Source organism: Blautia sp. ZXY-1-C6, from assembly GCF_056339875.1.
Window position 1 is genome coordinate 1 of the sequence record NZ_JBWJVQ010000272.1, and the last position, 12,864, is coordinate 12,864.

Consider the following 12,864-nt stretch of genomic DNA (forward strand, 5'->3'; position numbering starts at 1 on the left):
AATTGTTTGGGACTGCGTCCCCCTTTTAGCAGACTTCCCAGCCTTAGCTTTTCTTAAGGCCCGAAACCGAGCCGAATAAAATTGTTTGGGGCTGCGTCCTCCTTTTAGCAGACTTCCCAGCCTTAGCTTTTCTTAAGACCCAAAACCAATCCGAAAAGAATTGTTTGGTGCCACATCCCCCTTTAACTGATCTTACAAAAACTTCACTATCTCTTCTGTATCTTTCCTTTTCGGCCGTCCAGGCTCTTCCCCCGGGACTCCTACCGCAATTACCCCAACAACAGTCTCCGTCTCCGGAACAGAACAAAATTCTCTGATCTTATCCGCATCCCTGATCCCCATAATAAGAGTTCCATATCCCAGTTCTTCAGCCTTTAATATCAGGTTCTCATTCTGCAGCCCAAGATCATAACATCCCCATCCATTTCCAATTTCATTATCCGCTGTTCCATCTTTCTGAAAACCTGCTCTGTTATGTACGAAAGTACTAACCAGCAACACTGCATTCTCACATTTCCCTGCATTCATTTCCGGCAGACATTCCCGTCTGAACTGTTCCACATTCTTTTCGTCCATAATACAGTAATAACGTCCTGTTTGAGAGTTCTTCCATGAAGGCGCCTCCTGAGCTGCTTTTATCATACTCAAAATTTCATCTTTCGTCACCGTATTTCTCTCTACATATTTACGAACACTCCGTCTCTTTTCTATCAGATTCTGAAATTCCATATTTTTATACCTCTTCTATTCTTTCTCTTTAATCAGATAGATAAAATCCATCCTATATATCTTTAATAAATAATAATAGGATATCCTCCATCGATTGTATTATATATCAATGCCGCCTGATCTTCCGGCAGATTGATACAGCCGTGACTTCCATGTCCTGTCTTATATCGGTTTCCGCCAAATGCAGACTGCCATGACGCATCATGAAGTCCTTGTCCATAAACAAACGGCATCCAGTATTTTACCGTTTCCGCATATCCATATTCTTCACTGCTTAACGTAAACGGACTTGCCTTATATGCAATCGGCCATGCCCCTCTGTAAGTCTCACGCTCCGGTGTGGGTGCACCGCTGACAATATCTGTTTCCGTAACCAGTGCACCATCTTTATACAGCCATAAATGCTGTGAATCAAGACTGACTTCTATATAACTGCCTGCCAGGTCATCTGTTCCGTTTCTCTTCATGCCACTGCTGCTGTACACCGGCTCTCTGGATACATTTTCACCACTTTTAAGATCTTCAAGAAGCTGTGTCAGCTCTGCATCCTGATCGATCCTGTATCCATATTCATTATCAGAAACCGTAACATCCGTTCCCAGCGATGTATGAAAAGTACGCGGCACATAAATAGTATTATATTTATTTGCCATATTCGATATGTAATCTGCAGCCGCATCCTTATCAATGCTTATACCACTATTTTTAATCTGCAGCCAGGAACTGATCGTGTCTGAATCCAGCACCTGCGTTTCCTCACCAAACAGATAAGAAACTGTTGTACTGCGGTATTTTTTCAACAGGCTGTTTAACTTCTTCACCTTCTGCTTCATTTCACCTGATTCTTCAATATCCGGCTGCCGGTAAACTTCCTCGTTTAATTCCATCTTTACATCAGATGTAAGCAATTCTGTTTCGAAATCTTTATCCAGAGTTTCCTCCACATAGCTTAATAGCCTGTTTTCATCAATCTGATTTCCGGAAACCTGTTTCACCAACACATATTTCTGTTTCTTTTTACTATATCGGATATGTGCATCCGTAGGTTCTGTTCTGTCTTTTTCATCAAAATGATCCGCAGACAATGCTGCCTGTTCCTGCGCTTCATCTCTGATGATCTGATAATCAATCTTATAATCTCTCTGTGATGCAAAAAGTTTAAATGTCCCGCTTCTCTCCTGTTTCAATGTTTCCAGTGCACTTTTCAGAATGTCCTGATCCAGACTGTATCCCAGTTGTTCCATTGAAACATTATAAACATCCTTTCCATCTTCATGAAATGTTATTGTTTTATTCTGAAATGCTTCAGATATTTTCTGCTGCGCTTCTTCCACAGTAAGCTTCGATACATCCAACCTGTACACACTCACTTTCCTTCCCAGTGTGACAGTATCCACATGATGTATGTAAACAGCCAGACCGATTCCCGCTGCCACGATCATCACGATACATATTACAAGAATCACTTTCAGCTTCTTTCTATTTAAGGCTTTTTTCTGTTCCATCCTTTGTTCTGCTACTTCCTTTCACCTTATTTTAGATATCTGCAATTATTTTATTATATAGAGAGATAAAAATCAATTTGTAAAATGCAGTTCGCCTGTTGTTACTGTTCACTCCGTTCTCAGTAACGTAGCCAAAATTCATTCCAGATAGCAACCGCCTGTTACTTTAGAGCGTGTCTGAAAAATCATTCCTGCAATCTGCACGCCCCACTTTGCGGTATATTTTGTCCGAATTCGGTTGTCGTAGCCCATCAGGTTTTTGAGTCCATAAAAAAATCCCACATCACAAGGATGCGGGATTTTTTACTTATGAGGTTATCATCAGGCTTTGTTAACTGATCCGAATAATTCCATTTTTTCCTTAACAGTAGCTTTGATTGCTTCGAAGCCAGGTGCAAGAAGTTTACGCGGATCGTATCCTTTACCCTGCTGATCTTTTCCTTCTTCGATGTATTTACGTGTAGCTGCTGCGAAAGAAAGCTGGCATTCTGTGTTTACATTGATCTTGGATACGCCAAGGTCGATAGCTTTCTTGATCATATCTGCCGGGATACCTGTGCCACCGTGAAGTACCAGAGGCATCTCTCCTGTCAGTTTCTGGATTGCATCCAGAGTTTCAAAGCTTAAGCCTTTCCAGTTAGCCGGATATTTTCCATGGATGTTACCGATACCTGCTGCAAGGAAATCAATACCAAGGTCTGCGATCATCTTGCATTCCTGAGGATCTGCGCATTCGCCCATTCCTACAACACCGTCTTCTTCACCACCGATGGAACCAACTTCTGCTTCCAGAGACATTCCGTGTTCAGCAACGATCTTAACCAGTTCTTTAGTTTTTGCAACGTTTTCTTCGATCGGGTAATGAGATCCGTCGAACATGATGGATGAAAATCCTGCTTCAACGCATTTTAAGCATCCTTCATAGCTGCCGTGGTCAAGATGAAGAGCTACAGGAACAGTGATGTTCAGTTCTTCCATCATTCCGTTAACCATACCAACAACTGTTTTATAACCTGTCATATATTTACCAGCACCTTCGGATACACCAAGGATTACAGGAGAGTTCAGTTCCTGAGCTGTTAAAAGGATAGCCTTTGTCCACTCAAGGTTGTTGATGTTGAACTGTCCAACTGCATAATGACCTGCTTTTGCTTTTTTCAGCATTTCTGTTGCATTTACTAACATGATAAATTCCTCCTAATCTGTAGTAACTGTGTTCATTCTCAGTTACCCTAATCAATCTCCGATATGGAATTACATCTATATCCAGATATGGTTATATTACCAGATTTCTGCTTTTTCGTCTACTCTTTTGCCAAAAAAATGACAAACAAAATTCCCCGGAAGATATGCAAAAAAGTCCGGCAATACACAATATATAATAATTTTCTGCAATTTATAAAAAAGTGCTTGCATTATTTAAATATTTCATATATAATAAGTTTCGGTTTAAGGATGGATTCCCGAGTGGCCAAAGGGGGCAGACTGTAAATCTGTTAGCAACGCTTTCGAAGGTTCGAATCCTTCTCCATCCATCAAAAGGTTCAGACATTTGTCTCGGATCTTTTTTTGTTATATTATAAAGCGGCAGCCCCTTCTTCCGCAAGAGGCTGCCGTCCGGGTCAGGCGGATAAGATCATCCGCTTCGCATTTTGTTAATTTTTATGATGTAAGACCACTGCGCCAAATGCCGGCATTGTGATCTTCAGAATTCCGGCTGCTGCTGTGTATTCTTTACATTCTTCCGTAAATCCCACTGCAGATGTCATGACAACACGTTTCAGCTTTGTATCTTCCAGACGGCTGATTCCTGCCTGTTCTAACCGTATCTCCACTTCCCTGCCTTCTTCCTGATTATTTACGATCACAATTATCTGTTCATCATGAGAAAATCTCGCATAACAAAGTCCCTGATAATCATTCCAGAGAAATCCCAGTGATCCCGTTTTTAACACTTCATATTTCTTATGGATACGGATCATTACCCTGTGGAAGTCGATCATCTGATAATCCTCACGTCCCCAGGGATAAGTACGTCTGTTATCCGGATCTGTGAATCCACAGAGTCCTGCCTCATCTCCGTAATATACAGTCGGTGCGCCCGGCCAGGTCATCTGGATGGTAACCGCCTCACGCATAACTGCCGGATTTACTCCCTCAGATGCCGCCTCCGGACCTGCATAGGAAATTCGTCCTACCCTGTGATTGGTTCTGGTCAGGAATCTGGAATGGTCATGATTTGACAATTCATTCATGGCTGTCTGAAGTGCAGACATATGAAGCGCTCTCATGTGCGTTTTCATAGCTCCGATAAAAGCCTCACTGTTTCCTAACAGGTCTTCACGATACTCGTCACTGTGCTTCTCCATACCTGTCAGGAACCAGGTCAGCGGCTCCATAAATGCGTCATAGTTCATGACTGTATCCCATTCATCACCTTTCAGCCAGCCTTCCGGATTACCGTAATGCTCTGCCAGGATAATGGCATTTGGATTGGCAGCTTTCACTGCCTTCCGGAAATCTTTCCAGAACTGATGGTTAAAATCATTGCTGTGTCCCAGATCCGCCGCCACATCCAGTCTCCAACCGTCTACATTATAAGGAGCAGATACCCATTTCTGTCCAACACGAAGAATATAATCATAAAGTTCTCTGGAACCCTCATAATTTAATTTAGGCAGTGTATCGTGTGCCCACCATCCATCATAGGAGGTGTTATATGGCCATGCATTAGGATCATTAAAGGAAAAGAAATTACGATAGGGACTGTCCGCAGAAACATAAGCTCCTTTCGGATATCCTTCCTGATTCTCATAAATACGTTCTCTGTCCATCCACTTATTAAAAGAACCGCAGTGATTGAACACACCATCCAGAATGATCTTCATTCCTCTTCTGTGGATCTCTGCTGTCAGTTTCGCAAAAAGCTCATTACTTGCTTCCAGATTCTTCTTATCTGTCACACGTTTGATATATTTCCATGCATGGGAATTATCATCGTCATCTCCAAGAAGGATTCCCTCATTACAATCTTCTACAATCCTGCCGTAATGTGGATCCACATAATCATAATCCTGACAGTCATACTTATGATTACTTGGAGAAACAAAAATCGGATTTAAATAAATAACCTCGACTCCCAGATCCTGCAGATAATCCAGTTTGTTCATAATTCCCTGCAGGTCACCGCCGTAAAATTCACGCACACCCATCACTGCCGGAATCTTATTCCACTGTTCTACCTGTACACTCTTATCTCCAATATAATGATATTCTCCGGTCACAACATCATTGGTAGGATCTCCGTTAAGAAAACGGTCTACATAAATCTGGTACATTACCGCACCTTTGGCCCACTTTGGAGTATCAAAGCCCGGATAAATCTCAAAATCCATCCTGCCCTCATGTTTCATACAGACTCCCTGATTATTGTAATAACAGGTTACCCATCCATACTGTATCTCAAAATAATAACGAAAGATATCCGCTCCAATCGTCACCTGGGCAGAATAATAATCAAATCCGTTCTCTGTCCCGCAAATCTCCATCTGCACACGCTGCTCCTGGCTTACCAGATATACAGAATCTACATTATTTCTCTGGGTACGGAATTTGATCGTTACTGTATCTCCTGCCTTTGGTTCTGCAGGTATTCTGTAATATTCTGTTCCGTCACTGAAAAGCGCCTCTTTATTAAACACAGGACGCATATTCAGGATGTACTGCATTCTTTTTTTTATATCTGCTTTTTCATGTTCCATTTCCGTCCAGTCCTCTCTGTCATTTATCATTTTATTATTTTATCCTAAAATAAACCATCTGACAACCATCTGTTTTTCCCAAAAATATTTAGATATTCAGTGATTCTACACAACCATTCATTCTGTCACAGTATTTCGGACTGCCGGATTCCGGCGAAGCAGATATTTCATTGCTGAAAATAACATGAACAGTAATGATATTTTAAGACAGTAAAAAAGCCAGCGGGATAAGCTGGCTTTTTTGGAGAAGGTATTTCTTCTTATGGGGTGTAGCAAAAACTATATAATGTATTGGGGGGTTTTTACGGTTTATATAATACCATGAGGCAAGAGAAAAGTGTGCACAAACTTCACAAAATTTGGCACACTTTTTTGTATACATTATATACTGTTGTTTTCTGTTTCCGGATTTTCTGTTGTAAAAAGTGCTTCAAATTCGTCTCTGTGCACCTTTTCCTTCTCGAGAAGAAGACTTGCACACTTGTGCAGAACATCCTCATGTTCCAGAATGATCTTCTTTGCCTGGTCATGACATTCACTGATAATACGGCGGATTTCTTCATCAATGGACTTGGCAACATCCTCGCTGTAGCTTCTGGTATGAGCCAGGTCTCTGCCGATAAATACCTCGTCATCGTCATCACCATAACAGATAAGACCAAGTTTATCAGACATTCCGTATTTCATAACCATACTTCTGGCTGTCGCAGTTGCACGTTTGATGTCATTGGATGCACCAGTCGTAATATCTCCGAAGATAATTTCCTCTGCTATGCGCCCGCCTAACAGTGTCATAATATCCTGAAGCATTTTTCCTTTGGTATTAAACATCTCATCATTATCCGGAAGAGGCATGGTGTAACCTGCTGCTCCCATTCCTGTCGGGATAATGGAAATCGTGTAGACAGGATCCATATCCGGAAGTACATGAAACAGGATCGCATGTCCGGATTCATGATACGCGGTGATCTTTTTCTCTTTCTCAGAGATCACCTTACTCTTCTTTTCTGCACCGATGCCTACTTTGATAAAAGCACCTTTGATATCAGACTGAAGGATAAATCCTCTTCCCTTTCTCGCTGCTTCAATGGCAGCTTCATTCAGAAGATTCTCCAGATCTGCACCTGTAAATCCTGCTGTTGTTCTGGCAATCTGAGCCAGATTTACATCCTCTCCAAGAGGTTTGTCCTTGGCATGAACGCGGAGAATTTCCTCTCTTCCCTTCACATCCGGACGTCCCACTGCAACCTTACGGTCAAAACGTCCCGGACGCAAAATTGCAGGATCCAGGATATCCACGCGGTTAGTCGCTGCCATCACAATGATTCCCTCATTCACACCAAAGCCATCCATCTCTACCAGAAGCTGGTTCAGTGTCTGCTCTCTCTCATCATGTCCGCCGCCCATACCGGTTCCACGCTGTCTTGCAACCGCATCGATCTCATCAATGAAAATAATACATGGTGCATGGCGTTTGCCTTCTTCAAAAAGATCACGCACACGTGATGCACCTACACCGACAAACATTTCCACAAAGTCAGAACCGGAAATGGAGAAAAACGGAACTCCCGCTTCTCCTGCCACTGCCTTTGCCAGAAGTGTCTTACCAGTTCCGGGAGGGCCTACAAGCAGCACACCTTTCGGAATCCTTGCGCCTACTTTTGTATATTTCTGTGGAGATTTCAGGAAATCTACCACCTCTACCAGATCTTCCTTCTCCTCCTGCAGACCTGCTACCTTGTCAAAAGTAACTTTCTTATTATCATCCGGAGATGACATTCTTGCGCGGCTCTTGCCGAAATTCATCATCTTGGCATTTCCGCCGCCACCGCCACCTGCCATCTGGCGGTTCATCATCATGATCAGAAAGATCACAAGGGCACCTGTGAGAAGAACCGGAAGTAAGGTTGTCAGAAATACATTGTCTCCGGGTACATCCTGAGTTGTAATATCAATATCGTATTTATTCAACAGTTCGATTGCCTGATTGACATCTGTCACATAAACCTTCTTCTGACCGGAGTCAGTAGTATCTACGATCACAGAACCTGTAGGCACTTCTCTGTTCTGTTGAATTGTCGCATCAACCACTTTGTTGTCTTCAAGAGCCTGCTCCAGTTGCTTCTGTGTGTAATTACTCTGGGAAACCACCTGGTTATTCAGATAAAAATAACCGGCTACCAGTGCAATGATCAGCACCAGATACAGACCAATTCTGCTTGGCTGTTTATTCACTTACTTAAATCTCCTTTCAGTCTTCCCCCAGTTCCACTACTCCTATGAATGGAAGATTCCTGTATTTCTGTGCATAGTCCAGACCATAGCCAACTACAAACTCATCCGGGATGTTAAAGCAGCAATAATCAACTCTTACATCTCTGACTCTTCGCTCCGGTTTGTCCAGCAATGTACACAGACGGATGCTGTTTGGATTTCTCTGCTTCAGAATTTCGATGAGATAACTTAATGTTCTTCCTGAGTCAATGATATCCTCTACAATCAGAACGTCCTTTCCTTCCAGTGGCTGGTCAAGGTCTTTGACGATCTTTACAACACCGCTGGACTTAGTGTCATCACCATAACTGGATACAGACATAAAGTCAAGAGAAACCGGCACTGTGATTCTCTTTGCAAGTTCACAGGTAAAGAATACACCACCTTTTAATACACAGATTAAATGGATTTCCTTGCCTGCATAATCCTTGCTGACCTTTGCTGCGATCTGCTTAATACGGGAATCTACTTCCTCTTCGCTGAGTAAAACTTTGATTTTCTCACTCATTTTCGTTTCCTCCTTGGTAATTTAATACTAACACCTTCCTGGTTTTGGGGTTAATTTTATACCTCTCATTTATCCTGCTTCCCACCATCCAGAGGATTTCTTTTCCACATGCGATCAGCGGAATGCTGTCTCTGTATTCCGACGGGATTTTCTCATCGATCATACAGCGGTTCAGCTTCTTTGTGTTCCCCTGCGCATTGATAACCATATAATCTCCTGTCCGTCTGGTGCGAATATACGGATTCTTCTCTATTTTATCATAATCCATCCATTTCGTATACTTTTTTTCTTCAATCTTCTGACCTTCATACAAAAATATTTCTGCCGAAAAAATTCCCAGCGGACTGGTCACAGTCCCCGGAATTCTGATTTTCCATTCCCTGTCTGATATATTTTTTCCGCAAACTGTTTTTCCGTTTTGGATATCTGAACCTTTATGCTTTTCACCGATCATCCCGGCTGACTTCTCCTCTCCGTACCGACAAAGTCTTACTCCCTCGTAATCTCTTCTGGCTTCCATGTGATAAGGAAGGCTGATCCGTCTTCCAGTCTGCATTTCATAAAGTTCCAGAACCTTCTCATAGTGAACAGCCGCCAGATCCTTCCGTCTGCCTGCCAGCTGTTCCATCGCCTGTTGTAATGCATAAACCTGAATGATCTGAGGCTCCATAAAAAATTTTTCAGTAAAGTAATATTCCTTACCTTTATGAAACTCGCCCAAAACCAGGCAGCTCTGCTGCGTAAGATATTCCTCTGCCTGGGAAATCCTTGCCGCAGTCTCTGCCATATGTGCCGCTGCCTTTCCATTGACCTGCTGTTCCAACATAGGAAGAATATGATGTCTGATTCGGTTTCTGGTATATTCATCTGACAGATTGGTGCTGTCCTGAATATGAGAAATCTTCTTTTCTTTCAGATACTCTGCAATTTTGTCCCGGCTTAAGCACAGAATCGGGCGGATAATCTCTCCGTCTACAGGGCGCATGGTGCATAGTCCCCGCAGACCTGTTCCTCTGCACAGATTATGAAGCATAGTTTCCGCAAGATCCTCCTGATTATGCGCTAATGCAATTTTTATCTCACTGTCCTTTCTCCCACAGACGGCAGCTTCCCTCTGAAAAGCTTCTTTTCTTACAATCCTTCCCGTCTCTTCCTCGCCCAGCTTCCACTCCCGGCTCAATCCCGGAACATCATAACAATAAACAGTACATGGAATCTGCCACTTCCGGCATATGTTTTCCACAAAGCTTTGGTCCCTGTCCGCTTCCTTTCCACGTATTCCATGATGTATATGGACCACTCTCAATGTAAAATCCAGTTTTCCCTGAAGCTCCTTTAAAATGCGGAGCATTGCCATAGAGTCACTTCCGCCGGACACTCCTGCCAGGACCACATCATTTTTTCCGATCATCCTGTTTTGCTTTATATAAGCAAGAATTTCTCTTTCCATTTTTATCCTGATTTCCTTTTCTATCTTAGAGCGTGTCTGAAAAATCATTCCCGCAATCTGCACGCCCCACTTTGCGGGATATTTCACCCGAATTCAGTTGCCGTAGCCCACTACGGCGCCCTCATCCGGGCAAAATATCCCACAAATTGTGACGCACATCTTGCAGAAAGCCTTTTTCAGACACACTCTAGTATCCGCAGCATTATTTTTTCCACACGCCTGCCACCAGCACTGTCATATCATCCCGTGCATGATAATCGCTGTATCCCAGCACCCGTTCCAGTATTCCCCTGCCGAAATCTTTCGGTGATTCCTCGTGAACATCCATAATGATTTCTTTCATGGTTTCCTCCTCTTTCTGGTCAGGCAATGCATCCAGGACTCCATCTGTCATCATGATCAGGTAATCCCCATGGTACAGCTTTCTGGTAGCTGTCTCAAAATCAATCTGCTGTACAAGCCCTGCGGCCAGACTTTCAGAAGTAATAGATTCCACCCAGTGATCTCTTTTGATAAATGTAGACGCTGCCCCCGCCTTCAGAAAATTGCAGATTCCTGTATACAGGTCCACTGCGCAGATATCCACTGTAGAAAACATACCCTCCTCTCCTTTGAGTACCAGAGCAGAATTTACCATCTTTGCTGCCGTTTCCTGGGAAAATCCTGACTCCATAAACTGTTCCAGAAGTTCCACAACTGTCTCGCTCTCCCTGCATGCTTCCATCCCTGAGCCCATGCCATCCGAAAGGCACATAACAAACCTGCCGCCATCCTCCTGTCTGCATATATAATTATCTCCGGAAACCTTCTCTTCTTCTCTGGTAAGCCTGGCCGTTCCATAGAGAACCTGATAGCTTACATCCTCAGCAAAATGTACAGTGTGATATTCTCCGTTTACAATACATCTGCTCCCATTTACAGGTACCATGGAAATTTCACAGTATTTTGAAAGAAGCTGTGCGATCTCTGTCATGGAAATACACTGACCGCTTCTGGCACGCATGGTGAGAAAAATCTGTTTACGTCCTTTCACCTTATTCATCATCCATGCCCTGCGAAGGATCACATGGCTCTTTCTCAGTCCCTTGCGAAGTTCTTCTTCAAACTGCGGCGTTACTCGCTCCAGGTCATACAGATCACTGGCTACGTTCTCCATGATATGTGAGACTTCCATAAGCTGCTGTGCTACTGCCAGCCGATTCTCGATCATACGGTTATCCCACATCAGGTTCTGCCTTTCTTTCTGAAAATTCTCTGCAACCGTCTCATAATACTGTACGGAACGGGGACATATGCCTGTCCAGTCAGCACGGATGCCTCTGACATTTTCCTCGTTTCCACTCTCCATGGAACGTACCAGTGCCTCCACTCCTTTCACCAGTTCCTGACTGTGTTCTCCCCAGCAGATTTCCCTCTGATAGCATCTGCTGCATACCTTTGCATTTGTATCCTCAATGATCTGCTCAACCTGCCTGCTGCTCAGATAATCTTTCCGATAAGGCATCCCGTAGAAAGTATCTGCCAGTTTCTGAAAAGATGCCGCATACTTCTCCACCCTCTCTTTCTGAGGATGGCCCTCCTGCAGAGACGGCAGTTCTTCTGTATCCGGCAGATTTTCTGCTAAAATAGTTTTTGCCATGTCCCGTATGATCAGCATAATGCTGATAACGAGCATGGCAATCATCCATTCCTGCATATTCTCCCCTCCCCTTATTCATTCCCTGTATATAGCAGACTACTGCATTTTTATCAGAGAATCTCAATAACTGTTCAACAGTCCTCTCTTTCACAAAGTACTAAACAGTTACAGATATTATATGGAAGGGTTTCTGAAATATCTGTCAAACGCAGACGAATCCTTCGTAAAAGTTTTCGACATTTATTACTGCTGTTTCTTAAAAACAGTCTCATTGTCCTTCACAAGTCCCAGTTTCTCTCTGGCAACCTCTTCTGCATATTCGTCTGTCTCCATATATTTCTTTAATTTATCAATTTCTTCTGTACGTGTCTGCTCATCTTCAATCTGTTGCTGAAGAGTGGCGGCCTTAGCATCATATCCTGTGAGGCGTTCCTTAAGGTCATTACTTTCTAGCATCAGTCCTCCCAGAAGGACTAAAACAACCAGCGCAATCGCAATCATTCCAAGAGAGTTATACCCTACTTTCTTTTTTTTCTTCCTTTTCTTAGAATTACCCAATTTGCCAGCCTTCCTTTTTTAGCATATTTATACGCTTTATACCACAGGAGTTTACATCTTTTGACCGGAAATAGCAACCATTTTATCAAAAATTTAATAATTATTACAGGAATCTCCATAAATTTCGCACAGCATTTTACAAAAATATCTCCGAGGACCCTGTTGCAGATATACGCTCCGGATAAAAAGCCTAAAACCATAAAAAAACGCAGGATTCCTTCATTGCTCCTGTAAATCTCCGAAAAAACAAAAAAGGCACAACAAAGCCAGTACAAAATATCTTCCGTCCCGACAGCTTTATCCGAATGTGCAAAAACATTCCTGAATGCAGCCAGCAGATCATAACACAAAAGGAGAACAGCACCCACAGCTATTGTCCGGAGCAGCAGAAGTAATTCATGATGAATAAATGCACTCATCTCTCACCGGAACATCCTTCT

11 protein-coding genes, 1 tRNA gene and 3 pseudogenes are annotated in these 12,864 nt (G+C 42.9%); 3 read left to right on the top strand and 12 right to left on the bottom strand.

The window, feature by feature from the left end:
- Window positions 1-192: 192 nt before the first annotated feature.
- From AC075J_RS17350 to AC075J_RS17360, 3 genes are all read right to left on the bottom strand, one after another.
- A complete protein-coding gene (locus AC075J_RS17350; RefSeq protein ID WP_008707965.1) occupies window positions 193-729 on the bottom strand; it encodes a nitroreductase family protein in 537 nt (178 codons plus the stop codon).
- 62 nt (window positions 730-791) lie between these two features.
- Window positions 792-2,234, bottom strand: a complete 1,443-nt coding sequence (locus AC075J_RS17355; protein WP_256280809.1) for a L,D-transpeptidase family protein — start codon at window positions 2,232-2,234, stop codon at window positions 792-794.
- A 138-nt stretch (window positions 2,235-2,372) separates the two neighbouring features.
- A complete protein-coding gene (locus AC075J_RS17360; protein WP_320442802.1) occupies window positions 2,373-2,486 on the bottom strand; it encodes a DUF6783 domain-containing protein in 114 nt (37 codons plus the stop codon).
- On the opposite strand from AC075J_RS17360, the gene AC075J_RS17365 reads away from it, so the two are divergent.
- Window positions 2,433-2,573 carry a DUF6783 domain-containing protein gene (locus AC075J_RS17365; protein WP_319017446.1) on the top strand — a complete coding sequence of 47 codons (141 nt, stop codon included), beginning with the start codon at window positions 2,433-2,435 and terminating at the stop codon, window positions 2,571-2,573. The two genes, AC075J_RS17360 and AC075J_RS17365, sit on opposite strands and share 54 nt — an antisense overlap.
- Here the strand turns inward: AC075J_RS17365 and fba are convergent.
- On the bottom strand, window positions 2,556-3,419 hold the full coding sequence (fba, locus tag AC075J_RS17370) for a class II fructose-1,6-bisphosphate aldolase (protein WP_008707962.1): 864 nt from the start codon (window positions 3,417-3,419) through the stop codon (window positions 2,556-2,558). The genes AC075J_RS17365 and fba overlap by 18 nt on opposite strands.
- A gap of 268 nt (window positions 3,420-3,687) precedes the next feature.
- On the opposite strand from fba, the gene AC075J_RS17375 reads away from it, so the two are divergent.
- Window positions 3,688-3,769: transfer RNA gene (locus AC075J_RS17375), tRNA-Tyr, on the top strand.
- 120 nt (window positions 3,770-3,889) lie between these two features.
- Here AC075J_RS17375 and AC075J_RS17380 read toward each other — a convergent pair.
- From AC075J_RS17380 to tilS (AC075J_RS17400), 5 genes and pseudogenes are all read right to left on the bottom strand, one after another.
- A complete protein-coding gene (locus AC075J_RS17380; protein ID WP_118569556.1) occupies window positions 3,890-6,025 on the bottom strand; it encodes a glycoside hydrolase family 13 protein in 2,136 nt (711 codons plus the stop codon).
- A 351-nt stretch (window positions 6,026-6,376) separates the two neighbouring features.
- Complete coding sequence (ftsH, locus tag AC075J_RS17385; RefSeq protein ID WP_118614831.1) at window positions 6,377-8,230, bottom strand: ATP-dependent zinc metalloprotease FtsH; 1,854 nt, start codon at window positions 8,228-8,230, stop codon at window positions 6,377-6,379.
- A gap of 16 nt (window positions 8,231-8,246) precedes the next feature.
- Window positions 8,247-8,777: a hypoxanthine phosphoribosyltransferase gene (hpt, locus tag AC075J_RS17390; protein ID WP_020993437.1), complete on the bottom strand. Its 531-nt coding sequence runs from the start codon at window positions 8,775-8,777 to the stop codon at window positions 8,247-8,249.
- Complete coding sequence (gene tilS / locus AC075J_RS17395) at window positions 8,770-9,603, bottom strand: tRNA lysidine(34) synthetase TilS (RefSeq protein WP_476390552.1); 834 nt, start codon at window positions 9,601-9,603, stop codon at window positions 8,770-8,772. The genes hpt and tilS (AC075J_RS17395) overlap by 8 nt, the downstream gene beginning before the upstream one ends.
- Before the next feature lie 12 nt (window positions 9,604-9,615).
- Window positions 9,616-10,386: pseudogene (gene tilS, locus AC075J_RS17400) on the bottom strand (tRNA lysidine(34) synthetase TilS); the annotation flags it as partial.
- On the opposite strand from tilS (AC075J_RS17400), the pseudogene AC075J_RS17405 reads away from it, so the two are divergent.
- Window positions 10,324-10,557: pseudogene (locus AC075J_RS17405) on the top strand (DUF6783 domain-containing protein); the annotation flags it as partial. The pseudogenes tilS (AC075J_RS17400) and AC075J_RS17405 sit on opposite strands and share 63 nt — an antisense overlap.
- On the opposite strand, the pseudogene AC075J_RS17410 reads toward AC075J_RS17405, so the two are convergent.
- The 3 genes and pseudogenes from AC075J_RS17410 to yabQ all read right to left on the bottom strand — a co-directional run.
- Window positions 10,457-11,923: pseudogene (locus tag AC075J_RS17410) on the bottom strand (SpoIIE family protein phosphatase); the annotation flags it as partial. The pseudogenes AC075J_RS17405 and AC075J_RS17410 sit on opposite strands and share 101 nt — an antisense overlap.
- A 186-nt stretch (window positions 11,924-12,109) precedes the next feature.
- On the bottom strand, window positions 12,110-12,424 hold the full coding sequence (locus tag AC075J_RS17415) for an FtsB family cell division protein (protein WP_022380528.1): 315 nt from the start codon (window positions 12,422-12,424) through the stop codon (window positions 12,110-12,112).
- Window positions 12,385-12,843 (bottom strand): spore cortex biosynthesis protein YabQ, encoded by a 459-nt coding sequence (yabQ, locus tag AC075J_RS17420; protein ID WP_055060251.1) that lies wholly within the window; start codon window positions 12,841-12,843, stop codon window positions 12,385-12,387. Before yabQ ends, AC075J_RS17415 begins: the two co-directional genes overlap by 40 nt.
- Between the last annotated feature and the right edge of the window lie 21 nt (window positions 12,844-12,864).